This is a genomic window from Rhodococcus sp. NPDC060176, assembly GCF_042728675.1.
Taxonomy (GTDB): domain Bacteria; phylum Actinomycetota; class Actinomycetes; order Mycobacteriales; family Mycobacteriaceae; genus Rhodococcus_F.
On the sequence record NZ_JBHWYS010000014.1, the window covers coordinates 76,718 to 98,844 of the forward strand.

At 59.3% G+C, this 22,127-nt stretch carries 17 protein-coding genes and 6 pseudogenes; 12 read left to right on the forward strand and 11 right to left on the reverse strand.

The annotated features are described in order from the left end of the window. The first annotated feature begins 6 nt into the window (after positions 1 to 6). The 3 genes and pseudogenes from ACFWEM_RS32800 (at position 7) to ACFWEM_RS32810 (ending at position 2,377) form a co-directional block, all read left to right on the forward strand. Entirely contained in the window at positions 7 to 489 is a 483-nt protein-coding gene (locus ACFWEM_RS32800) for a hypothetical protein (RefSeq protein WP_378539819.1), read from the forward strand. Positions 490 to 1,600: 1,111 nt separating this feature from the next. Beyond that, positions 1,601 to 1,751: pseudogene (locus tag ACFWEM_RS32805) on the forward strand (IS1380 family transposase); the annotation flags it as partial. A gap of 494 nt (positions 1,752 to 2,245) precedes the next feature. Further along, complete coding sequence (locus ACFWEM_RS32810; protein ID WP_378539820.1) at positions 2,246 to 2,377, forward strand: hypothetical protein; 132 nt, start codon at positions 2,246 to 2,248, stop codon at positions 2,375 to 2,377. Between the two features lie 236 nt (positions 2,378 to 2,613). On the opposite strand, the gene ACFWEM_RS32815 is transcribed toward ACFWEM_RS32810, so the two are convergent. Further along, positions 2,614 to 3,252 carry an isochorismatase family protein gene (locus ACFWEM_RS32815; protein ID WP_378539821.1) on the reverse strand — a complete coding sequence of 213 codons (639 nt, stop codon included), beginning with the start codon at positions 3,250 to 3,252 and terminating at the stop codon, positions 2,614 to 2,616. A 144-nt stretch (positions 3,253 to 3,396) separates the two neighbouring features. Between ACFWEM_RS32815 and ACFWEM_RS32820 the strand changes: the two genes are divergently transcribed. Further along, the gene (locus ACFWEM_RS32820; protein ID WP_378539822.1) at positions 3,397 to 4,344 is read left to right on the forward strand and encodes a GlxA family transcriptional regulator; all 948 of its coding nucleotides are present in this window, start codon (positions 3,397 to 3,399) and stop codon (positions 4,342 to 4,344) included. Positions 4,345 to 5,094: 750 nt separating this feature from the next. Here the strand turns inward: ACFWEM_RS32820 and ACFWEM_RS32825 are convergent. Beyond that, positions 5,095 to 5,716: pseudogene (locus tag ACFWEM_RS32825) on the reverse strand (hypothetical protein). A 218-nt stretch (positions 5,717 to 5,934) separates the two neighbouring features. Here ACFWEM_RS32825 and ACFWEM_RS32830 point away from each other — a divergent pair. Beyond that, positions 5,935 to 6,183 (forward strand): hypothetical protein, encoded by a 249-nt coding sequence (locus ACFWEM_RS32830; RefSeq protein ID WP_378539823.1) that lies wholly within the window; start codon positions 5,935 to 5,937, stop codon positions 6,181 to 6,183. Between the two features lie 1,255 nt (positions 6,184 to 7,438). On the opposite strand, the gene ACFWEM_RS32835 is transcribed toward ACFWEM_RS32830, so the two are convergent. Continuing rightward, the gene (locus ACFWEM_RS32835; protein WP_378539824.1) at positions 7,439 to 7,804 is read right to left on the reverse strand and encodes a hypothetical protein; all 366 of its coding nucleotides are present in this window, start codon (positions 7,802 to 7,804) and stop codon (positions 7,439 to 7,441) included. 252 nt (positions 7,805 to 8,056) lie between these two features. Here ACFWEM_RS32835 and ACFWEM_RS32840 point away from each other — a divergent pair, with 252 nt between their 5' ends. After that, positions 8,057 to 8,272, forward strand: coding sequence for an antitoxin VbhA family protein (locus tag ACFWEM_RS32840; protein WP_007734780.1), 216 nt, complete (start codon positions 8,057 to 8,059; stop codon positions 8,270 to 8,272). 178 nt (positions 8,273 to 8,450) lie between these two features. Continuing rightward, on the forward strand, positions 8,451 to 8,906 hold the full coding sequence (locus tag ACFWEM_RS32845) for a Fic/DOC family protein (protein ID WP_378539834.1): 456 nt from the start codon (positions 8,451 to 8,453) through the stop codon (positions 8,904 to 8,906). A 240-nt stretch (positions 8,907 to 9,146) separates the two neighbouring features. Here ACFWEM_RS32845 and ACFWEM_RS32850 read toward each other — a convergent pair whose 3' ends face one another. Both ACFWEM_RS32850 and ACFWEM_RS32855 read right to left on the reverse strand, forming a co-directional pair. After that, entirely contained in the window at positions 9,147 to 10,649 is a 1,503-nt protein-coding gene (locus tag ACFWEM_RS32850) for a carboxyl transferase domain-containing protein (protein ID WP_378539825.1), read from the reverse strand. Next, positions 10,649 to 11,845, reverse strand: coding sequence for a CaiB/BaiF CoA transferase family protein (locus tag ACFWEM_RS32855; RefSeq protein WP_378539826.1), 1,197 nt, complete (start codon positions 11,843 to 11,845; stop codon positions 10,649 to 10,651). The genes ACFWEM_RS32850 and ACFWEM_RS32855 overlap by 1 nt, the downstream gene beginning before the upstream one ends. A 481-nt stretch (positions 11,846 to 12,326) precedes the next feature. Here ACFWEM_RS32855 and ACFWEM_RS32860 point away from each other — a divergent pair, with 481 nt between their 5' ends. Beyond that, positions 12,327 to 13,028 carry a FadR/GntR family transcriptional regulator gene (locus ACFWEM_RS32860; RefSeq protein WP_378539835.1) on the forward strand — a complete coding sequence of 234 codons (702 nt, stop codon included), beginning with the start codon at positions 12,327 to 12,329 and terminating at the stop codon, positions 13,026 to 13,028. A gap of 149 nt (positions 13,029 to 13,177) precedes the next feature. On the opposite strand, the gene ACFWEM_RS32865 is transcribed toward ACFWEM_RS32860, so the two are convergent. The 5 genes and pseudogenes from ACFWEM_RS32865 to ACFWEM_RS32885 form a co-directional block, all read right to left on the reverse strand. Then, positions 13,178 to 14,605, reverse strand: coding sequence for a sodium:solute symporter (locus tag ACFWEM_RS32865; RefSeq protein ID WP_378539827.1), 1,428 nt, complete (start codon positions 14,603 to 14,605; stop codon positions 13,178 to 13,180). Next, a complete protein-coding gene (locus ACFWEM_RS32870; RefSeq protein WP_378539828.1) occupies positions 14,602 to 14,871 on the reverse strand; it encodes a hypothetical protein in 270 nt (89 codons plus the stop codon). Before ACFWEM_RS32870 ends, ACFWEM_RS32865 begins: the two co-directional genes overlap by 4 nt. 30 nt (positions 14,872 to 14,901) lie before the next feature. Beyond that, on the reverse strand, positions 14,902 to 16,311 hold the full coding sequence (locus ACFWEM_RS32875) for an amidase (protein WP_378539829.1): 1,410 nt from the start codon (positions 16,309 to 16,311) through the stop codon (positions 14,902 to 14,904). Between the two features lie 172 nt (positions 16,312 to 16,483). Further along, positions 16,484 to 17,452, reverse strand: a complete 969-nt coding sequence (locus ACFWEM_RS32880) for an Lrp/AsnC family transcriptional regulator (protein ID WP_378539830.1) — start codon at positions 17,450 to 17,452, stop codon at positions 16,484 to 16,486. A gap of 267 nt (positions 17,453 to 17,719) precedes the next feature. After that, positions 17,720 to 17,956, reverse strand: a pseudogene (locus ACFWEM_RS32885) (hypothetical protein); the annotation flags it as partial. A gap of 395 nt (positions 17,957 to 18,351) precedes the next feature. On the opposite strand from ACFWEM_RS32885, the pseudogene ACFWEM_RS32890 reads away from it, so the two are divergent. From ACFWEM_RS32890 to ACFWEM_RS32905, 4 genes and pseudogenes are all read left to right on the forward strand, one after another. Continuing rightward, positions 18,352 to 18,629, forward strand: a pseudogene (locus tag ACFWEM_RS32890) (IS21 family transposase); the annotation flags it as partial. A 276-nt stretch (positions 18,630 to 18,905) separates the two neighbouring features. Continuing rightward, positions 18,906 to 19,785, forward strand: a pseudogene (locus tag ACFWEM_RS32895) (IS630 family transposase). 520 nt (positions 19,786 to 20,305) lie between these two features. Beyond that, positions 20,306 to 20,524, forward strand: a pseudogene (locus ACFWEM_RS32900) (IS3 family transposase); the annotation flags it as partial. 13 nt (positions 20,525 to 20,537) lie between these two features. Further along, positions 20,538 to 21,107: an IS3 family transposase gene (locus ACFWEM_RS32905; RefSeq protein WP_378539836.1), complete on the forward strand. Its 570-nt coding sequence runs from the start codon at positions 20,538 to 20,540 to the stop codon at positions 21,105 to 21,107. 165 nt (positions 21,108 to 21,272) lie between these two features. Here ACFWEM_RS32905 and ACFWEM_RS32910 read toward each other — a convergent pair whose 3' ends face one another. After that, positions 21,273 to 21,710, reverse strand: coding sequence for a DoxX family protein (locus ACFWEM_RS32910; RefSeq protein ID WP_378539831.1), 438 nt, complete (start codon positions 21,708 to 21,710; stop codon positions 21,273 to 21,275). Between the last annotated feature and the right edge of the window lie 417 nt (positions 21,711 to 22,127).

The following is a 22,127-nucleotide window of genomic DNA, read 5'->3' on the forward strand; positions in this document are numbered from 1 at the left end:
CTGTTAGTGGTTGGCGATCCGGTCCCGACGGCGACGTGGTCGTTCGCCGCCCGAGTACTGGCGTCAGTGTCGGTATTAGTCCTCGTGCTCTGGCTGACTATAGGTTTCGCTACGCACACCGACGCCCGATTTTCTCCACGTTTGTTGCTGGCGGTGACAGTCACTGTGCTGTGCGGGATCGTCGCGGGAATACTGAACCCGATTCTGCCTCTACTCGTCGCCGTGATTTCCCTACCGGTTTTGTCGGCAGCCGCCGCCGGACCAGTGAAGGAAGTCACCCGGACGATCACGTTCGCCCCTATTCGTACTTCTCTCGGATTGGCCGGATCTGCCGTGCTGATCATCGCGAACGTGGTCGCAGGACTGCTTCTCGGATTCTTCGTCACGGGAGTTGTCGCCGCCGCAATCGCATGGCTGGTCTTCGGAATCAGTGCAACGATCCTGGCGACGCACTGGGCATCCCTTCATCGACGTGCACACTCGTCGTAACCGCATCCTCGCCGAAGAACTGCCCTACTCCTGCGAGTATATCAGCGAGCAGCAACGACGCACTGCGGTCGAGTTCTCCGCCGGAAAAGCGACGTCGATACGCGGAGTCTGCGCAACCGAAGTTCCGGTCAAAGCATCGACGACCGCAACGAGATCCGCGTCGGTGATCTTTTGCGTCCGTTTTGCGGGCTAGCGTGTCGGTGATCGTGAGCCCGAGATCGATCAGGGTGGCCCGAAGTTCGGTGGATCGGGTGTGGAGCCGGGTGGGCCTCGGACTCATCCAGTGTTGTTCCCTCGCTGGTGAAGGCATTTTGTTTGGGACGAGCATAGATCGGTCGGCGTTGCGTAGTCTTCGGGAGTGGCCGTCGTGGCTTCCGCTACGCGGGGTGCTGTGGGGTAGCGGCAGGCCGGTTACGGCCGTGGCGTTACAGCTCTTCTAGCGTCGTCTTCGCGATGATGTGAGGGAGGTTTGCCGAGATGTCGTCACACACCTTTCGGTGGACAGTCCTGCTGGTGCGTTCGTTTCCCCGGACGCTGTATTCGGCACACGCTGTAGCTGTCGAAATAGACCCGGTGTAGTGGAACGAATCAAGATGATTTCCGAATGATGATTTCACCCCTTCTGATCCTGAATTATCGAACCTGCCCATCGACGGAGAGTGCATTTTGGGGTCAGATCGGATGTTTGCTCCGAAATCATCCGGGCATAATCCGATCGGTATGATTAATTTATAAGAATCAGCTGTATGGAAGGGGGCGCCTTTCGACGCTCCGTAGAATGACGTTTTCTGTTTTCGAAAAAAATTTGACAGGATAAAGCTTCGTTTCATTGTTGATGGGTTTCCTGAAGGTTCTGTTTGTGTGCGTTGAGGGTTTCTGATCAGATTGTTTATCTGACTGAAAAATCTCCGGAGCGAGAAATCAAAAAGTTCGCCAGATGGTCTACATTTGGTGGAAAATCGCTGGCGTACCGGTCGTGCTCGCCATCTGCGCAGACGCCCCGGCGATTCTCGTATTCGGTCGGGTCCACCCTTGAGTAACACGATGGCCTGGGCGTTAGATGTCATTCCCGAAGATCTGCGGACAACGACCCTGGATTTGAGCGGCAAAAATCCGGGACGAATCCTGGGTTGCGGAACTGACCGGACTCGTTTGTCCGTCGGGACGGCCTGCCGGAATGCGATTCGGCGTCAGAAAATGAACAACCTCATCCGGGCGCTCAATTGCGCTTCACGGACCGTAACGGTCTGCGCCCGACTGCCGTTCGTGACCAACACTTGTCGGCGGCGGCGCAGTCGAGGGAGATGAACCGGTCGACGCTGCGGTCGAATATCTCGATCGGTGAGGAGCTCTGACCTGTCCACGCCCGCGCCAGACGAGACACCGACGATTCGTCGATGCTTCTCAGCAGCGCGGTCTTGCGACTCAGGGAGTCCGCGCACAATGATGCCTGGAAACGGCACGAGAATTCGACCTCGGTACCGAATTCGGCGCATCCGGATGCGCACCGCTCACTCGCGGCGGCACTCAGGCTGTCGACGGGGCCGGTTCCTGGCGAGCAACCCGCTGACATGATCGCCGCGACAGCGAGAACGCCGACCGCACATCGGCTCGGTATAAAGCCAGTCAGTAGCGGAAACGACCCCGCCGAGGCAGTTCGGGCAGTGCGCGAGCAGGAAGCGAAGGACAAGCAGGAACGGCGACGAGTCCGCGAGCTGAGCTGCTCGGATTCAAGGGCTACTACCCTGGCCGAGAGTTGGCCGTGCAAGCGGCGAAGGTGTCCGAGGCTCGCGCTCAGGTGCTGCTCCTCGCGCTGGTGATCGTCCGCACGATTTACGTCCTACCCGCCAATGTCCGGCTGACTGCCGACCGGCGACCCCGACACTGAAAGTGGGCCAGAATCATTCCTACTCTGCCGTCGATACCGGGCGACATTCGGCCGGAGGTATTGTGAAGTTATTTGGAATGCAGCAGTTTTCGAGTCTGTCCGAGCCCGCCCGAGATGCCGATCGTTCTTTTCATCCACAAAACCTCTTGCTGAACCGCAAACCAACTTGGTCGTCACCGTCTCACTTGACTGACAGATAGCGGACTGATTCGACTGGTGGTCTGACATCCTAGGCGTCAGACGGACGGGGTTGCCGACCTTCCATTGAGGGCAGATTCGATTAGGTTGCTCTTCGGCAGAGACGAGCTGGTATGCAGGGCGTCGATCCACTGTGTGGTTGTGGTGACGGCGGCGAGGTTGGACTGCAACAGAACCATGAGTGTCGTGTGGAGAGATTGGGCGGAAACTTCTCCCGCTTCGTTCGAGAGGTGGATGGCGCCGGTGGCGTCAGAAAGGATTTCGGTGATTAAGCCGTGCGCTTCTGCTTCCGCAGCGGTAGCGAGGTCGCAATTGTTGGTCATGTAACCGACGATCGTGATTGTGTCGACGTCCTTCGCGCGCAGCCATTCGGCCACGTCGGTATCAGCGAACACACTTGAGTGCTGCTTGTGTACATGCTTCCACGACGGCTTGATGCGCTGCTTGAGGTCCGGGTACAGCGACCAACCCTTCGAACCCTCGGCGAAGATGGGCGCACCCTCTGGAAGTCGGTGCTGGACTAGGACGACCGGAATATTGTGTTCGTCGGCGGCGTCGACTGCATTGAGGATGTTTGCAAGGGACTCATCGCGGGGTGGGAATTGGATTTCGAGCGGTCCGTCGAAGTACTCCTGCTGTATATCGACGAGAACGAGGGCACGGCGGGGTGCTGTCATTAGTTAACTCCTGAGGCGGTTCGATTTAAGGTCACGCACTGTGAGTGCGTGTCATCGTCGATTGTGAGGTAGGTCTATCCTCTACGCGAGTGGCATTTATGCATACTTTCGATGATATTGGGCCAAGGCGGGTGGGAGGGCTCGATGCGTATCGCTGTCTACGCTTTTGATGGCATCACGATGTTCCACCTCGCTGCACCGTTGATGGTCTTCGGTGAGCTGGATCGCCTAGGGCTCTCCACTGACTGGCAGACTCAGCTATGGTCAAACCGCGCTGGCTCGGTCCGTACGGCAGAGGGATACCAGATCGGCGAGATTGCGGGACCGGATACGATCGACTTGGCGGACATCGTCATTGTCCCGTCTTGGCCACTGTCCCTGGCGCCGATTAGCGAAGAATTGTCATTTCGTATCACCACAGCCCATGCGCGTGGGGCGGTGATCGTTGGGCTGTGCCTTGGTGCGTTTGCCATCGTCGACGCCGGACTGTTAGATGGGCGATCGGCAGTAACGCATTGGGAAATGATCCCGCAACTCGTTGACCGCCGCGTCGGGATCCAGGTGGACCCATCGGTGCTCTACATCGATCATGGAGACGTCATTACATCTGCAGGCACGGCTGCGGCGATCGATGCTTGCTTGCATGTGATTCGCAAACATCTCGGATCCGCGATCGCCACCCAGGTGGCCCGAGGCCTCGTCGTTGCCCCGCATAGAGAGGGTGGGCAGGCGCAATACATCGATCGTCCCCTCGCGTCACATGCGACTGACACCACGATCGGTACGGTGTTGGATTGGGCACTGGTCAGGCTTGACGAAACGCTATCGGTCGACCGACTCGCCAGGCAGGCACGGATGAGCCGACGGAGTTTCGTGCGGCACTTCCACCGAGCCACCGGCACCACACCGGCCCGCTGGGTTCTTGAGCGTCGTCTGCATGAAGCGCGAATTTTGCTTGAGACAACCGGCGGGAGCATCGATGAGATCGCGACCGCATGCGGCTTCGGAAGTAGCGTTACCTTTCGGCAAAATTTCGTATCCGCCTTCGCGACGTCTCCCACAGGCTATCGGCGGCGGTTCCGTACCCCTTGAACCTTTAGTCGCCGAAGTTACATCCGAGCGAAGACCGCTAATACTGACTCTGATTTCCGGGCACGTCGTCGCGAGATCAGATCCGGACTACACGCGGCAAGGGCGAATGCCGCTGCGGAGGTGAGCGCCACTAGCGCGAGCGGCCGACTCTTCCTGCGTGTGTGTTCGAGTTTCATGGACCTCATTTCATCAGCGTTCTCTTCGTTGTGCGTTCGTCTGAAGGACTGAATCTTCTAGTGCCCGAACACTGCACTGCCACCGACTGTTACTGACAAACGTCACGACATGGTTTGGCTCTCAAGGTCTTTTCGTAGCTGAGGTCGCAACGATCTGCGCGTCCCGTTCGGATGGTCGTATGCACCCTGGCTCGGCACTGTCACGTGTTGAGTTCATGTCAAGTGTGAACGCGACGCAATTTGGAAGCGACAGAATTCACGCTGAGGGGTGGATTCTGTTGGTGAGAAACCGATTTCAGGCGTCAATCGGGATGGGGTGACGTCGTGCCACGTGGCGAATCCAGTCGTCATGTTGGAGCCGTACTCGCTTGCAGTGAGCCTGTGCACGGCCTGTTCGGAAGTGCGGCTACAGCGCGGTAGCCGCACCGACTCCTGATCTTCATGATTCAGACCTCTCGCGCGTGATGGGAATCTTGCCGATAACACATATTATGTCATTCTTCATCGAAAGACGCTGCACTGCAACAAAATACGTTCTCCGTGAATGTGCATCGACGATATCGCGGCAGCGTCGCTACCAGAGTGAGAGCGGACGTCCCGCAGCCTCGGCCGCAGCGATGCGCTCTTCGACCGTGGCGACGTCCAAGTTCTGCTCGATCCCGATACGGATCGCGGCGGCGATGGCACGAGTGCGACCCGCGGGTCCTCGAACATCGGCGAGGGGGCTGGCGATGTTGCGTCGCCGGAGCTCGTATTCGCTGCGATTGCTGCGATTGGTTCCTAACCGCGTGTGTGCCGGGTTGGTGCAGCCGGCGAAGTCGCATTGATGGCACAGCACCGCATCGTCGGTGTTGGACCAGCCCAACCTCGAGATGACGCCGTATTCGAGCTGGTAGGCGAACAAATGCGCCGGCACGGTTCCGCGCCGCGACGGCCCGGGCAGGCTCGCCGCCCGGAAGGAACCATGCCCGGTCGAGGACACCCCGCCGATCCAGGGCCAGCACTGATTCCGGCGGCGGTAACGCTTGGACTCGAAGCGAGAAACGACGGCAGGGTCGTCGAGCCAAGAACACCACAGACGTTCGGCAATGCGTACCGGCTGGGGCTGCCCGATCAACGTCATGGAACGCCGGTGGCGCGGGAGTGCTGTCGGGCATGCCGGGCAGCGGCAATGAGGCATCGCTCACGAACGTCATCGCCTGCTCCTGGCACTCGATCCGGACTGTTACCCGAGCTGACTGTAGGAGCGTGCACCGACAGGACCATTCCCTGCGCCGGCCTCGGACGGACTTGGGTAACAGCTCCAGCGAGTGATGGCGGCATCGAGCACCCTTAGCCCACCTGCTCTGCCAAAGCGGGCAACGCTGGGCCCCGAATGCGGTTGCCGCGAAGTTGCTCTGCCAGAATTAGGAGGATGACCGACAAAAGCGGCAAAAGCAAAGATGTGACTACTGTAGGTTCCCGCGTGCGAATCACGGTGTCAGACTCCGATGCCGGTGGCAGCATGACATGCACCGGTGTGGTGATCGAGGACTACGAGGACATGGTCATCGACCGCGGTTCGGTGGGGCGGGACTGGGCTCCGGTGCAGCGGTGGGCGATCGCACTCGATGACGGGCGCCTGGTCTTCGCGAGCGACGACGACCTGACGCCCGCAGAATAGGGCGCATCGGAAGCACCGAACGCTTTGCGAATCCATTCGGCGAGAGCAGCGTCAGACTCTGCTGCCGAGGCTGTTCGGCGGTCGCCACTTTCCGTCAGAGGGCACCAAGCACTATTCGATGCAGATCGGACACGATCGCTGCCATCAAGTTCAGCTCGTTCTTGACCAGCTTCCACGTCACATTAGCTGGGTGTGATCCTCAGGGCGCGGCCGTGCTCGAAGCTGTCCCGAACCTCCCGGAGGTCGCTAACTGCAAAGCAGCGCCGCAGCCAACGGTCCTTGTCGTCGAACCGTGCCAAGAATGCGGTACGGCCGTGAACGGCTACGCGGTTGTCAACGGCTGGAAACCACATTGAGTGAGCGCCATGCCATTTGCCTCTCGGCATACGAGATCCTGACGTACCTGGCTGATCGTCGAGGCTGGACGCCGCTCGCGGACATCAGCAAGGGGGTCATGCGCTCACAACCGCGAATTTCACGCCTCGTATCGGAAATGCAGACGCGAGGGATGGTCGTGCGGTCGAAGCTTCACGGCGATGGACGCGCCTACCAAATCAACTTGACCCGCAAGGGCCGTCGGGTGCTCAACGCGTCATCGGTGACAGTGATGCAGTGTTTTGACCAGATTGCGAGCGGCAACGACGAACTTGGACTGCTATTTTCCGCTCGGCGCCGGGAATCTGCCCATCACGGCAGCGAAAGCGTAATCGGGAGTTAGCAGTTGATTGGGACGGGCTTCCAACTTTGTGCGACGGTCCGGTTCGCCAGGGCTGAGCCCTCGACCCGCGCACAGCCGTTGCAGCGTATGAAGAACGAAGCGGTGCATCCGCGCTACTGAACGAAGCCATCACGCGGCGAACTCTGCTGGCCACTGCTCAAGGCGTGCGGGGTTACTGATTGGTCGGAAAACAGTCCAAACTCAATACATACCGTTCATGCGGTTTATCGTTGGAGGTGCGCGGCCACACGGATGCCCGACCGCGCACCGAAAGTGGGTCATCTGAGTTGTGTGCTCAACGCAGATGGCGTCTAACAGCCCCCGGCTCGACGTGCAGGGCCGGGGTCTCGATCGCGGCGGGCTCCGGAACCCCTTCCCTTGGTGGAGAATCAGTTCCAGCTGCCTAGGAAATCGAGCCTACGCAGGTGGTGAGAGAACCGGGCCGGAGATCGTGACGACAGCAGATGCCTGCTGCACGACGTACGACGTATACGGCAACAGCGACAAGTACCCCTCGATGCCGGGGTAATCCGACACTTACATGCTCGGATTGCTGCCATCGCTCCCACAGGACGCCAGCACGACGTACGAGCCGTCGGGAACATCGGTAACGACTTGGGTTGTGGTGCCCGGGGCCACCACACCTTGATCGTAGAAGGACTGACCTCCACTGAGAATGACTTCGACAGGCGGCAATAGACCACCGGGCGCCAGGCCCAACGAAGTCGCGCAGGTCAGAGGAGTTTCCGAATTGTTGGTAATCGTATTGGTCACTGTCGACCCATCTACGGCGTATGCGAACGACACATCGTCGGCGTCGGCCGCTGACGCCAAAGCCGGCGCCGCCACGGACAGGGGAATAGCCGCTGCGGCAAGGAACGCAGCACGAGTGATCACACGCATCCGGAAGTCCTCCTCGTTGAGTCACACTGTCGAAGTCGATCCTGACACGAAAGCGACCAATTGGCCTGATTATCCGAATTCGGCGCGCCACAGAGAAGCGCACCGCCAATGCCGGATCCCAAACTCCTCTTTTCGGCCTCGCCGCCCAGGTCCGTTGACCACAGGAAAGTGGCAATGATCAGGTAGAATAGACAACGGTGCGCAGCTCCCCCGCGCACCACCACGCTCGCCCGAGTCGACGAAGGAGCACCGGTGACCACTGCACGCAACGCACAGTCGCACATGACCGAAGCCCAGATCGACCGAGCCATCGCCGCCGCCACCGCCGGCCACCGCATGGCCGGCATGGAACCCAGCGAATACGGCATCGAAGTCGGACGCCGGCAACTACGCGGAGAAATCACCGGCGACGAAGCAGTCGCACTCGTCCTCGCCGAAAACCGCCGCCGCCGAGCTGCCCGCAGTTGAAAGACCCGTACGTCGACCCCGAAACCGGGGTCCTGATCAACAAACTCGGGCACACCGACCCGCAAGCACTCTCGAGGACGAAACCGAAGCGGCGTATCAGCGCATCCTGCAACTCGAATTACAGCCCATCGCAGGTAATTTCGACTTCGAACACCTGAAAAAGATCCACCAATTCATCCTGCAAGACGTCTACGACTGGGCCGGCACCCTCCGCACCCGCGACACCGGCGCCGTCGGCATGAACCTCCCACACTGCCGACCCGAACACATCGAAAACCAAGCCGCATTCATCTTCCGCGGAATCGCCAAAGACAACTTCCCCCAAGGACTCCCGAAAGACCGCGCCGTCGACCGACTTGCCTACCACTGGGGCGAAACCACCGTCCTGCACCCATTCCGAGACGGAAACTCCCGCACACAACGAGTCTTCTTCGACGAACTCCTCAAATCCTCCGGCTGGACCATCGACTGGCAAAAAGTCCACGCCTCCGCAGTGCAAGCAGCCCGCTACGTCGCCATGGAAGCGACCCACACCCCGCGCCCGTACCGCAGCCTCCGAAGACCTCAAACCGCCGCGACCGAGCCAGCAGAAACGCGAACACGACCTCGGCAGAGACTAACAACTTCTTCCTAGGCGAGTTAGGCAGCGCTCGACCAGGCGACGTCTTCCCTCCACAGCCAGCGGAGCATTACGGTGTGTCACAGGGCTGGTCCCTTTGCTGTTGATGTCAGATTCGCAACTTCCATCCTGCCGCGAAGGACCAGCCCGTCCATGTCAATCCCGCGTCAGCAACGTCCATACCCGCAACAGCTAGTAGGGTGTTGCGGAAGCATGCCCCGATCCGACTTCATCTCGATCGGCGCTTTGGGTATATCAGCCCTTCCCGTTCATGGATCCGATTCGGTTGAATCGCTTTTCGCGCGCGATTGTGCGCTTTGCGGAATCCTGGGCGAGCAACTCGGCGAGTTCATGGTGCAGGATCGTGCCGACGCGGTCGCAGAAGTGTTGGGTTTCGTCCGCCGCGTCTGGCAGTTCAGGGATCACGATGTCGACTATCCCCGCGCGCAAGAGATCGAGCGATCTAACTCCTTGTTTGGCGGCCATGTCCGCGGCGTGGTCGATGTCGCGGTGCACGATCGCACTTGCGCCTTCTGGGGGCAGTGGTGACAACCACGCGTGTTGAGCGGCCAGAACGCGATCAGCAGGTACGAGAGCCAATGCTCCACCTCCGGCGCCTTGCCCAAGCAGTAGCGACACCGTCGCCGTGTTGAGATCGATCATGGCCGCGATGCAGCTCGCGATCTCGCCTGCGAGACCTCCCTCCTCTGCTTCTTTGGACAACACCGCACCGGCGGTGTCGATGACGGTGACAAGTGGAAGTTCGAGGTCTTGTGCAAGCCGCATTCCACGGCGGGCTTCTCGTAGTGCTGCTGGCCCGAGCGAGGCTTCAGTAGCCTGCCCGCATCGATCTTGACCAAGCAGAACACAGGGCATGTCGCCGAAGCGGACCAACGCCAGTAGCAAGCCCGGGTCCGACTCGCCCTGGCCGGTCCCGTTGAGGGGCAGTATATCTGCGGCCGCTTTGGACAATAATTCGCGGACGCCCGGTCGGTCCGCGCGACGAGAGGCGACGATCGAGGTCCACGCGGGCACGTCCTCGATCGTCCAGCGCGGAGCTTCGAAGGACCGTATGGCGCCGGATGGTATGTCGGTCATGATGCGCAATGCGCGGTCGACGATCTCACCCAGCTGATCCGGAGGCCTGATGGCATCGATCAGGCCGTGCGCCTGCAGGTTTTCCGAGGTTTGCACACCCGCAGGAAATTGTGCGTCGAAGAGTGCTTCGTACACGCGGGGTCCGAGAAAGCCGACGAGCGCACCGGGTTCGGCGATGGTCATGTGACCGAGCGATCCCCAGGAGGCAAACACGCCACCGGTAGTGGGATTCCGCAGGTAGACGATGTACGGCAGGTGCGCTGCCTTGTGGGCCGTGATCGCGGCCGTGATTCTGACCATCTGAAGAAAGGCGACGGTACCTTCCTGCATGCGTGTACCACCGGATACCGGCAGTGCGAGCAGTGGCAGACGCTCTGCGGTGGCACGGCGCACTGCAGTCACGAGTCGTTCTCCCGCGGCGCAACCTATCGAGCCGGCGAGGAAAGAGAACTCGCACAACAGGATTACCACCTTGCGTCCTCGCACACTAGCCAAACCTGTGATCACGGATTCGTCGAGACCGGTCTTGCCTCGTGCGGCTGCCAGCGCGGACGCGTATTCCTCGTCGACGACGTACTCGACTGCGGGTGTGTCCCACGAATCGAAGCTTCCGTTGTCGATCACAAGATTGAGCAGATCGACCGCCGACAGTCTCGGCATCAGACGACTTCCTTCAGCCATTCGCGGACCAGGGCCTCGTCGGCGCCGAGGACCGGCGGCGCGAGATGATTGGTCCCGGTGACCTCGGTCCCGTCGGATTCGAAGAAGCGCAACGGCGGCCCGGGAAGTGTGACCGTACCCAGCGTCTGATGCTCGACGTCGACCAGAAGGCCCTGCGACTTGGTCTGCTCCCACTCGTACACTTCTTGAATGTTGCGCACTTTCCCCGCGGGAACTCCTATTTCGGCGAGAAGTGTCAGTAGCGGGTCGGTGTCGTGCGTCTTGAATATCTTCGACACGAGCTCGATTACATCGAGCCGACTTTCGACACGTTGGGGATTAGTGGACATTCCCTCCAGATCGGGATCGATCCCGAATCCCTTGCAGAATCGATGCCACAGGCCTTCGCTTCCCACTGAGATTTGGATTATGCCGTCCGCCGTCGGAAAAAGCCCGTAGGGGCAGATCGACGGGTGATGATTACCTTGCGCCTGTCCTACCTCTCCTGCCACAGTCCACTTCGTCCCTTGGAACGCGTGGACCCCCACGGCACCTGCCAGAAGCGATGTCCGTACAACCTTGCCTCGACCCGTCCGGTCCCGTTCCCGCAGCGCCGCGAGAACCCCGAAGGCGCCGTACATACCTGCGAGTAGATCCGCGATCGGGACACCAAACCGGTGTACGTCGTCAGGACCCGAGCCGGTCAACGACATCAATCCGGCCTCGCCCTGAGCGATCTGATCGTACCCGGACCGGCCACTTTCGGGACCGTCGTGCCCGAAGCCAGTGATCGAGAGCACTACGAGACGTGGGTTGATCTCGGCCAACCTTTTGGACGAGAAGCCAAGTCGATCGAGGACGCCGGTGCGGAAATTCTCGAGGAGTACATCAGCCCGTTCGATCATCTGCTGCAATGATTCTCGGCCGCCGTCGGTCTTCAAGTCCAAGGCAATGGACCGCTTGTTGCGGTTCGCGGACAGAAAGTACGTCGATTCGCGCTCGGCGTCCGGCGGGGTCACGAAGGGTGGCCCCCATGCCCGTGTGTCGTCACCGCCCTTAGGGGCCTCGACCTTGATCACGTCGGCGCCGAGGTCTCCGAGCATCATGGCAGCGTGCGGGCCCGCCAGTGCGCGAGTCAGGTCGACGACGATGATTCCCTGAAGTGGTCCGGTCCTGCCTGTCCATTTGAGTGACACGGTCTTCTACGACCCTTCGGTTGATTCGGAGAAACACTGCAAGCGAAGATGCAATGGCCTAGTTGACTAGTGGCCTATCCAATGATGACCCGAAATCATTAGGAATGTCAAGCCTTCGAGAGGCACACTCGCCCCGGTAGCGGTACTGGACCGAGGTGGGGGGCGATTATCCGCGCGGCTAGAGTTAGCCGCGCGCGACTAACAAAACCCATGCGATCAAGTGGCCCGATGATCATCATGTGCGAGTCGAATTTGAGAATCTGCTTGGAGAACTGGTCGTTTGCGGAGAATCAGGCTGACGTCGACCATCGTCGAGGAGATTGCCAGGGCGGGTGGGTCCCTGTATCCCCGCCATCTGAACGCGACCGACTCTGTCCGAGATCGGAATCGCTTGTCACGTGTTGAGCTCCAATCTGGAGAGCTAGAAGCACTTAGAAGCACTATGGTGGGAGGTCCTGTGGATGAGAGAGTGAGTGACATAGTGGCTGAGCGAATTCGCCCCGTGGCCCGACCCCGGCTGTACGAAGTGATCGTCGAGCAATTGTGCGATCACATCGCAACCCGCAACATGCAACCCGGAGAGCGCCTGCCACCGGAACGTGAACTTGCCGGTCAGCTCGGCGTGAGCAGAGCATCACTCAGCCAGGCCTTCGTCGCGCTCGAGGTGCAGGGAATTCTGTCCGTGCGCCACGGCGACGGCGCCGTGCTCGTTCGACGACCGGTTGAAGGCACGGTAATTCGTGCTCTTCGTGAGCATGCCGACCGGCTTCCGGACGTGATCGAGGCGCGGGAAGCCTTGGAAGTGAAACTCGCCGAACTCGCTGCCTCTCGCCGCAGCGACGACGAGATGACAGCGATCGACAGGGCCTTGTGGGTGATGGCCTCGGAGATCACCGAAGGCGATCGTGGTGTGTCCGGCGACGAGCTGTTCCACAATGCCATCACTGAAGCCGCACACTCTCCTCTGCTCGCGCGGTTGATGAGTGAAATAGCAGGGCTGATACGTGAGACACGCATCGAATCCTTGTCCCAATCCGGCCGCCCGAAGGCCTCCCTCGGAGGCCACCGACGTATTGCTGAGGCTGTCCGACAACGGGATTCGATGGCGGCCGGCCGTGCGATGGCCGAGCACATCCGCTTGGTGTCCGACGTCGCACTCCTCCGTCCACAGGTGGCTGACTGAGTAGAGGTTCAAGCGTTCGTCCTCGATCACACCCCAGTCCGTTTGGCTTGACCGAGTTCAGTTCGAAAATTTGGATGTGCGAATTAGGTTCCCGCCTGCCAAGATCGGAATTTCGACTCGACAGATGATCGGGGAACCAGGTGACCCGATCAGGCGGCGATCTTGCTCGAATCCATGGCCGCGCTTCTGGTTGGACGTCTGAATCGTCGAAGAAGTTCGCAGCAGACAAGGGCCAAAATGTTGGGGCCGAGAGCGACCAAGCCGGAATCCCAGCTACCGATTGGTAGGGGTAAAAAGGTTATCATTACGAGCGCGATCAGACCGGTAGCTATACCCACCATCACAGGCACGGCCCCCGCTCGGACCTTGTGGGCCAATCCGATTGCTGTTGCAGGTACTAGCTGAGCAAGCCCACTGTAAGTTAGAAGCAAAAGATCGGTGATGTCTGGGCCTCGGAGACCGAACCCGAGTGCACACAATACTGCAGCAATCACGACGGCATGGTTCGCTCGCAGTTGGACACGATGATCCCGGATCGACAGAAGATTTCGAGTGACCGCCGTCGAAATGCCCATCGAGATGGCTGCTGCGGGAACCATAGCTGCTGATGCACCTGCAACTGCAACGACACCGACGAGCCAGTCCGGCAACACCATTGACGTAACCGATAGCATGACCTTGTTCGGGCTGCTGTCTGAAGACATTGTGAGTATGGCGGCGAAGCCGATAAAAATTGGGAAGAGCAGGACCAGTTGGTACAGGGCGAGCCATTTGTAGTTCGACCGTAGAACGGCTCCGCTCTCGGCAGCGAGGACTGGCGGCCAGAGGTGCGGAAAGGTGTTGAAACTTGCTGCCAGTGAAGTTATTACAACGGCAGTGACGAAGAATGTGGTGTCGTATCCGTCCGAGCCCAACGTCAACAGCAGTGGGTCTGACTGAGCTACTCGAGCGAATACATCGGGAACACCTCCGATGCCGACCAACACCCCGCCGGCGACGGTACCCAGGGCCAACACCATCAGCACATCCTTGACGTATGCCACTCGTGCGATACCACGAATCCCCGATCGAGTCACGAACAAGACAATGATTAGGCTCGCCACGACCATGCTGAGCCCTCGGGCGGATTCCGAGCCGGTGACCAGCTGTACGATCAGTCCTAGACCGGTAATTTGCAGTTGTAGATATGGAAGCAGACTCAGCACACCTACGGCGGCTACTGTCTTGCCAAGCCCAGGGCTGGAGAATCGGTCGGTGAAGAAGTCCGCCTGTGTGATGAAACCGCGTGCAGCGGCTAGTGAGCGAATCCGCGGCGCTACGAAATATAGTCCGATAGCGGACAAAGACAGGTAGGCAACGGCGAACACTGCGCTCGATCCGCCTACGAACGTGACACCGGCCAGGCCGAGGAAGGCGAAGGTGGTGAGGGATTCCCCCGCTTGCAGAAACCAGGATGTCCAGCGAGGGATGTTGCGCTCGCTGACAGTCCAGTTGGCGAGGGTCTTCGGCGCTGACCGTGAGTACATGCCGAGGAGGCCGAGTATTATTATCCCCGCAAAACTAATCGTTGCGATCATGCCAGGCTCTCCCCGTTCGTGTCTGGCTGTTGCCTAAGCTCTGCGCGGTCGTTGTCGGCACCACCGTCGCGCATGTAGCTGTAGTCGATTACCTGCATGGTGGCCACTGTGACGAGCACACATACCACCGACCAGGCGAGCACCGCCGGTATCCCGAACCACATGGTGGGAGTGTTGATTATGGGCACAAAAGGCGTGGCCAAGAAACACACAGCTGGAGCGGATGCGATCGCCAAGCGTTTCGGGCTGGCAAGTTCAGGTGCCATAGCGCAGACCTCTTCGAGGGTGAGTGGTGGTCAGAGAACCGGTAGGTGTTGAGAGAACGGAAATGCAGCTTCGAGTGCACGGGCGATTTGAAGCAGCTTGTGTTCGGTACGAGCGGCAGTGATGACTTGGATGCCGACGGGAAGACCGACATCTGTGAATCCAGCAGGCAGTGAGAGGGCGGGCACTCCCAGCGGTGTAAATAGGTAGCTCGCGCGCATCCATTCGAGATAGTCGTCCTGGCGGATCCCGTCGACCTCGGGGGGAAAAGCAAGCTCTGCATTGAACGGAGCCACAGGGCTGACCGGAGCAAGCAAGACATCGTACTTGTCGAAAAAGTCGGCAGCGCAACGATGCAGTCGAGTCACCTCTGCTTGGGCGCGCACTACTTCGCGGCCCGACGTGTTTAAACCCTGACGGATGTTCCATGCCAGATCGGCTTTGAACATGTCTACGTTTTCGGCTAACAAGTCTCCCCACTCGTGGTCGAATTCGGCAGCACGCAACACGCGGAAGGCGTCATCGGCGCCGTCCAGGTTCGGGCAAGCAAGCTCAAGATAGGGACTGTGCCCGGAAAGTGAAGTGACGAAAGAATTTAAGACCGCAGACACCTCAGGGTCCACCGGAACTCGATCGCCGAGAGTGGGAGCCCAAGCGATGCGCAGGGTCTCCAGCGGCACGGTGTCGCTGTTGCCTCCTACTGGTACATCTCCTGCCCGCAGCGGTGCATACCGATGCGGTCCGGACAGCACTGAGAGAAGCAAGGCAACATCGTCGATAGTGCGCCCCATCGGGCCAGCGACCGCCAACGGCGAAAACCCGTTCGCAGCTTCAGGCGCGGGGACCACACCTGGTGTCGGTCGCAACCCGACCACATTGCAGAACGAAGCAGGGTTTCGCAGGGACCCTCCCATATCGCTACCGTCGGCAATCGGCTGCATTCGGGCGGCCAGCGCGGCTGCAGCCCCGCCAGAACTTCCGCCTGCAGAACGCCCTGCGCCATAGGGATTTCGAGTGACGCCGAACACGCTGTTGAACGTGTGCGAGCCAGCGGCCATCTCGGGAACATTGGTCTTGCCGATTCGAACGGCGCCAGCGGCAACAATGCGTCGGACCACCTCGTCATTTGTGTTGGGCACATTGTCTTGGAACAGTTTCGAACCGAACGTAGTTCGCATGCCAGCAGTACGGTGCGTGTCCTTGAAGGCGATGGGCAATCCATGCAGTCGCCCGAGTGGCCCACCTGCCGCCGCGTGTTCATCGGCCGCCGCTGCGGAAGTGCGAGCACCATCGATGTCCAGTGTCACTATCGCGTTGACAACAGGGTTGACACGATCGATTTTCGCCAGATGAGCCTCGAGCACTTCAGCGGCACTGAGTTGTCGTGCGCGGATCAGCTTCGACATGTCCACGGCAGACAGATCGGTGATTGCGGTGTTCAAGGGACACTCCTCCAGCGAAATCGTTTATCTGACCCTGTACCGGGGACATCAGTCCCGTAAGCCGGCCATAGCGATCTTGGTCACACCGAAACGTACAGCAGCTTCCCCGGGAAAGATAGATCCAATCGGCGGAAAGTTTCGCATGGGAGCAAATATTGATTGTTTTGATTCATTAAGTGGTGAAATGTGTTGGTAACAGACTGCGCTTGTATGCGCGCACCAAGATCTCGGCTCGGACCGTCTGCACGCTGTGCACCCAAGATGAGGCAGTTAAGAATCCGGAGAGCTCGTCGAGCGACTGCATTGTGACATCTACGACAAGTTGACTGGTTCCCATGGTGAAGGCTGCATAGCGCACGCCCGGAGCAGTCGCTAGAGCATGCCCGACCCCGACAACGTCACCCGGGTTTACCGTGATCCATAAGATGGCTTCGATAGGTAAGCCCAATACGGACGGTTCGACAACTGCACGGTTGTGAACCACGCCTTTAGCGAACAAACTGTCGATTCGCCGCCGTGCGGTCGTCTCGGAGAGCCCGGCATCAGCGGCGATACTCTTCACGGAGGCCCGACCATCGGCTGCAAGCGCGGCCACAATGGCTTGATCTTCGCAGTCCAGCGAACTCACGTCGAGAGGCTCGACTGCTTCCTCGTCGGCCGCGTGCCGTTGATCCAGCACGTTGACTTGTTGAGGAGTCAAAATGCTAGGGCGCCAATGCGCTACCGTTCGAAAGTATCGAAGGATAGGAGCCACGGCAGCGGACCGAATTCCTGATATCGTAGCGATCTCGTTGTGGACGAACACGTCGAGATCGCCTAGATTCATTGCTATTTCGGCAACCAAAGAGGGCGTGCCTCCCATTGCGTACACGAAAATTGTGCTCGGTGACGCAGCGATCAATCTCGCAACGGCCTCGTTGACACTCGGATCGCAGTCGATGTATAGAAGATGCGTCGGTTGCGACGTAACCAAGGTCGAAATACGTACCGTCTTACTGGCCAAGAGCTCGTTGCCTCGGCGTGTCACGGTGCTAAATGATTCGCCGAGAACGTCGGCTATGTGGCGCCACGTAGCACGTCCGTCGATTTGAAGGGCTCCGACGATGCGCCGGTCCAGGTCGTCCAGCGTCACGAAGTTCATTATCCCATTATGCGGATCGAAGCGGAACGATCTACCCTCGCTACCAATGGACTTTTTCAGTCACAGCACAACGGATCGATCGATGTGTTCGCCACGGTGGCGGATCAATGCACACTTGCGTGGGACTCGCGGCAGACGGTAGGACCTGTGCCTGAATCCGCCAACGCGCGACGAAGAATCGATCCCTGTCAACGCCGGGCTAAGACGGAGCCATCTTCGTCGGCTTAATTTGGTGCATCCATGGCCCGTTAGGTGTGCAAGGAACTGTTGGAGACGCGGTGCCGGCGGTAAGTTATGCGGTCGTCCTCCACGTGCTGAATGCGGTCGAGGGTGTCGAGGGTGTCGAGGGTAAGGGTAGCGAATATTTCACACGTCGACAGCGGGGCGTCGTTGCTGCTCGCTGGTGTACTCGCGGGAGTAGAGCAGTTCTTCGGCGAGGATGCGGTTGTACCGTTTCACTTTCCCGGTGTGTTTCGGGGTATACGACTTGATCCGCGTGTGCTGAAGCGATCCCAGCGAAGGGAAACTCGAACGAAGCAGTCTCGGATCGGTTACACCTACCCGCATTCCGCGATCAACGATAACACTCGTTTGGCGTATACAGTGGCCCGCGACAACGAAAGCGCACTAACGTCCGTCGATGTCAAGAACAATGCGCGATTGTTCTTCGCTGCGCACGGCGTCAACCGTATAGAACGGCGGTTTACCGACAATGGACCATGCTACCGGGCAGCTGATTTCACGACTTCACTCGAACGCTCTGGCCTACGCAGTCGAGCGACAGTGGACACGCCGCGCCACAGCGTTCGGGGATTCTGCCAAACTGTCTTGAGGGCAACGGCACCGCCAGTCCTGTTCGTTTCGCGATGATGGCTTGCGTTCTTCGGTTGGTTTCGCCGTTTCGTTCGTATTTCGGATTGGACCAGTTCACTGCCAACCCGGTATCTCCGGGGTGCACGAGCAAGGCGGCGCGAGGGCGAGGTAGGCCGGTTCCGCCGAAACAGGTTGTCCCCAATGCCTGTTGTCGGCTTCACTCTATAAGCTCAACGAGAAGGTCCGCGTCTGAGACGCCGCCGACAACAACCGGCGCATCAGCGACTGAATCCGCACCGTCGGGCAGGACTTTTCCGTCGAAGCACCGCTTCTTCGGCCTGTTCCGGTCGAGGGATTCGACCCGGATTCGACCGCGGACGGTGCTCTGGTCGCTGCTCACCCCGAAGATGTCGGGCAGGAATGCGAGGTCCGCACTGGCGCGGTCCGAGGCTCCGACCAGATCGGACCAGTGGGCGTCGGTGAAAAGAGCCTCGGTGGGGGAATCCGCACGACGCAACGATGCGCACCGGTGCGGGAGCACTCGATACCGACCAGCAACTCTGAACTGTCGGATGTGTATAGCCTTCCTAGTGCAGCGCGCCTAAAGTTCTTTTACTGTGCGGTTTGAGATACTTCGCGCATGCGGATTGAGCCTCTGATCTTGCGTGACGGCGACGATCTCGAGTTGGCCAGACGGGTGCGATCGAGGTCGATCCCTTCGGGTGCGGCGCAGCGGGCGCGAATTATCTTGCTCGCATCTCAAGGTGAGTCGAATTCGTCGATTGCGGAGTTGGTCGGGGTGTCGCGTCCGACGGTGATTTCCTGGCGCGCTCGCTACGACGCGGACGGCTTGGCCGGCCTCGAGGACGATGCGCGTTCCGGGCGTCCGCGTAGTCTCGATCACCGGGAGATCGTCTCCGCGACCTTGATGCCGCCGCCAAAGAAATACGGTGTCACACACTGGAGTTCACGTCTGCTCGCGACACATTTGGGGATCGGGTACGGCACAGTGGCACGGATCTGGCGTGAGTACGGGGTGCAGCCGTGGCGCCCACGACTACGTCCGCAATGGCACCACCACCTTGTTTGCTGCGTTGGAGATCGCGACCGGAAAGGTGACCGGGATCTGTCGGCCCCGGCACCGTCACCAGGAGTTTCTGGTGTTCCTCAAGCATGTGGCGCGGGCGTACCCGAAGCAGGAACTACACCTGGTGATGGACAATTACGCCACCCACAAGAAGGCCGAAGTTCGGGAATGGTTGGCGGCGAACCCGCGGATCCATGTCCATTTCACTCCTACGTCGGCGTCGTGGATGAACCTCGTCGAGGTGTGGTTCGGCATCATCGAACGCCAAGCGATCCACCGCGGCACTTTCCGTAGTGTCCGCGAACTGACGAGCAAGATCCGGGACTTCATCAACGGGTGGAATCCGCGGGCGCAGCCGTTTGTGTGGACGAAAACTGCCGAGCAGATCCTGGCGAAAGCTGACCGAAAAACAACTTCAAACTCGGGGCACTAGATCGCTGCGCCTGGAGTTCGGCGATGGGCTTCTGATAGTCGAAGAACAACCCTTTCATCGTCAGCGGTGAGTCGTCCTTTTCTCGGATTCCGTTCCTGCCGGGCTTCCACCCGGACTGCCCCTCGAGTAGTTTGGCCGCGCCGTCCCGGTCATACGCGAGCAAATCGGAGTGATCAGTGAAACCGTTAGTGGAAGAGGTGAGTATCGATGTGGCTGCCAAAACCGTGGGTACCGAGGACTGAATCGGACCGGAGTTTCCGGGGACTTTGATGTGCCCCGAGTTTCCCGGAGTTCGTTTGTTTTACTTCAGGCATTGATGCGCCCGGGGCTGAGCTCGATCGAGAGCGCCGAACTCGCCGCCGCTCGACGTCGCCATCGCCGAGTTGGAGACCGAACTCGCCATCGCCAAACGCTCCACCGAGTTACTGAAGTCGGTGGTGCTCCCAAAAGGCGGTTCGAAGCGATCGAAGTGACGGCCAAGGAAGGACTACCCGTTCAGACAGCATGCCGGGTCCTGGAGGTGTCCGAGTCCGGTTTCTACAAGTGGCGCAATCGCCCACCCTCGGAACGCTCACTGCGACATGCCTGGTTGACGCAGCTGATCACCGAGGTGCATACCGCCTCGAATCGCACCTACGGTGCGCGGCGCATCCACGCTGAACTCACCCTTGGTCACGGTATTGCCGTGGGACACGGCTGCATCGAACTATTGATGAGAACTGCTGGTGTGAAAGGACTTCCGGGAAACAAGCGTGCCCGTTCCAAGCATCAGACCCCAACCGCAAGCGATCTCGTGGACCGTAAATTCACCCGCAACGAACCGAACAAGCTGTGGGTCACGGACATCACGGAACATCCAAGCGCGCGAAGGAAAAATCTACTGCGCTGTTGTCTTGGATACGTTTTCGAGGCGGGTCGTCGGTTGGTCGATCGACAGTTCTCAGACGGCGACATTGGTGACGAACGCTCTGGGAATGGCCATTTCGAATCGAGGCCCGACGCCCGGAACACTCATTCACTCGGATCACGGAGTGCAATTTACGTCCTGGGCGTTCACCCGGCGGGCGCACGACTCGGGCCTGGTCCCGTCGATGGAGTCGATCGGTGATTGTTATGACAACGCCGTGATCGAATCTTTTTGGGGCAGAATGCAAACCGAACTCTTGAATCGGAAACGATGGAAAACGAGGATCGAACTGGCCAACGCAATGTTCGAATACCTCAAGATCTTCCACAACCGCCAACGCCGGCACAGTGCCCTCGGGATGCTGACACCGATCGAGTTCGAGAACGTACACTTCACACGTCAACCCGTAGCCTGAAGTCAAATATCGCGGCTCCACGAAACTCGGGGTACATCAAAGTCCCCGGAAACTTCGGTGCGATTCAATCCGGAGGTCGGGTTAAGCTTTGCGTATCGATCCTGACTAACATCAAGTGCTGGTCGTAAAGCCGAAGGACGCGAAGAATGTACCGAATCGGACCACTTAGTCGTTGAGTGGCGTTTCACCTCTTAAGGCGCGGTCGATGCTGATCTGTCCTGCTCCGGTATAGATAATTGTGGTCAGTATTAGGGTCAGTAGCCATTCGGATGAGTAGAAGAAACTGCTCATGAACCCGAACGCTGTGGAGGTGGTATTCAGGATTGAGGGAAAGGTGGCGTATGTGATCGCGCCGATCATCGTCGCTGTCAGTCCAATCGCCGCAATCCGCGTCAGTACACCGACGGTTAGGAGGGTTCCGAGGACCAACTCCGCCCATGCTGTTGCAGGGGCGCTGATATCAGAGAGCGGAACACCCCAGTTCTGGAAGTCAGTGTTGAATTTCTCAGGGTTGGCGATCTTCCCCCATCCGCTGGTTGAAAACATAATTCCTAGCGTGGACCTTGCGAGAAGTATCCAGGTGTCGCGAAGTTTTTTGCTCACGGAGTTCGAAGGTAGCACTTTGAACAGTGCGGGGCTTCTCTCGAATACGTGTTGGTGGCATCTCAGCGAAAGCGGAATGCTCTGACTCAAGCGACAGTAGGCCTACTCGGCAGGTGTGGTCAGACTTCCCTTCAGGTCATCCTCGACCGGCAGGCCAGGACAGATCCATTTGCATCCTGAACGAAAGTGCTCTGGCCCCATAACGCCACGCCCTGGCGCAAATTCGGATCATGAAAACTCGATGAGTTAGATGCATCACAGTGTCTAGGTTTGCTGACGAACTAGATAAAGCAGGTGACGAACCGTCTGGTCGTGAAGACGTTGCGTATCACCGGACCGAGCGCGCCGAGCTGGCGCAAGGGTGAAAGGCATGTGAAAGGCCGCGGACCTCGCGATACGTACGGCTGAGGAAAACTC

Coding starts and splice junctions, on each gene's coding strand:
- ACFWEM_RS32815 (WP_378539821.1), bottom strand. CDS start 3,252: ATGACAGCACCCCGCCGTGCCCTCGTTCTCGTCGATATACAGCAGGAG.
- ACFWEM_RS32820 (WP_378539822.1), top strand. CDS start 3,397: ATGCGTATCGCTGTCTACGCTTTTGATGGCATCACGATGTTCCACCTC.
- ACFWEM_RS32830 (WP_378539823.1), top strand. CDS start 5,935: ATGACCGACAAAAGCGGCAAAAGCAAAGATGTGACTACTGTAGGTTCC.
- ACFWEM_RS32835 (WP_378539824.1), bottom strand. CDS start 7,804: ATGCGTGTGATCACTCGTGCTGCGTTCCTTGCCGCAGCGGCTATTCCC.
- ACFWEM_RS32850 (WP_378539825.1), bottom strand. CDS start 10,649: ATGCCGAGACTGTCGGCGGTCGATCTGCTCAATCTTGTGATCGACAAC.
- ACFWEM_RS32865 (WP_378539827.1), bottom strand. CDS start 14,605: ATGATCGCAACGATTAGTTTTGCGGGGATAATAATACTCGGCCTCCTC.
- ACFWEM_RS32870 (WP_378539828.1), bottom strand. CDS start 14,871: ATGGCACCTGAACTTGCCAGCCCGAAACGCTTGGCGATCGCATCCGCT.
- ACFWEM_RS32880 (WP_378539830.1), bottom strand. CDS start 17,452: ATGAACTTCGTGACGCTGGACGACCTGGACCGGCGCATCGTCGGAGCC.